The sequence below is a fragment of the Streptomyces sp. SID12488 genome (assembly GCF_010548275.1).
In the GTDB taxonomy this organism is placed as follows: Bacteria; Actinomycetota; Actinomycetes; order Streptomycetales; family Streptomycetaceae; genus Streptomyces.
This window is the reverse complement of the sequence record NZ_JAAGLT010000094.1, coordinates 1-754: the sequence shown is the minus strand read 5'-3', so window position 1 is coordinate 754 and position 754 is coordinate 1. Positions and strand designations below refer to the sequence as shown.

The 754-nt window shown below is 67.9% G+C and carries 2 pseudogenes; both read left to right on the top strand.

From position 1 onward, the window contains the following. A pseudogene (locus G3I56_RS42640) lies at nucleotides 1-596 on the top strand (2-oxoglutarate ferredoxin oxidoreductase subunit alpha); the annotation flags it as partial. Then, a pseudogene (locus G3I56_RS44575) lies at nucleotides 586-754 on the top strand (2-oxoacid:ferredoxin oxidoreductase subunit beta); the annotation flags it as partial. The pseudogenes G3I56_RS42640 and G3I56_RS44575, both read left to right, overlap by 11 nt.

Here is a 754-nt window from a genome sequence, read left to right as displayed (position 1 = left end):
AACTCCCCGACCTGCGCGTCCAGTTCGCCCAGGGACCCAACCACACCCTCGACGACGGCACCGAAGTCTTCTGGCCCTACAAACGGGACCCGCACACCCTCGCCCGCCCCTGGGCCATCCCCGGCACACCCGGACTCGAACACCGCATCGGCGGCATCGAGAAACAGGACGGCACCGGCAACATCTCCTACGACCCCGCCAACCACGACCTCATGGTCCGCACCCGCCAAGCCAAGATCGACGGCATCGAGGTGCCCGACATCGAGGTCGACGACCCGGACCGGGCCGACACGCTGGTCCTCGGCTGGGGCTCCACGTACGGGCCGATCACCGCGGCCGTGCGGGAGCTGCGGGCGGCCGGGGAACCGATCGCGCAGGCCCATCTGCGCCACCTCAACCCCTTCCCGAAGAACCTGGGGGAGGTCCTCGCACGGTACGAGCGGGTCGTTATCCCCGAGATGAACCTCGGGCAGCTCGGCATGCTCATCCGGGCGAAGTACCTGGTCGACGTCCAGTCGTGCACCCAGGTCACCGGCACACCGTTCAAGGCGGCACAACTCGCCCACACACTGCGGGAGACGATCCGTGGGAACTGAACTCCGGCTCCAGCCGAAGGACTTCAAGACGGACCAGGAAGTGCGCTGGTGCCCCGGCTGCGGGGACTACGCCGTCCTCGCCGCCGTACAGGGCTTCATGCCCGAACTCGGCCTGGCGAAGGAGAACATCGTCTTCGTGTCGGGGATCGGGTGCTCCT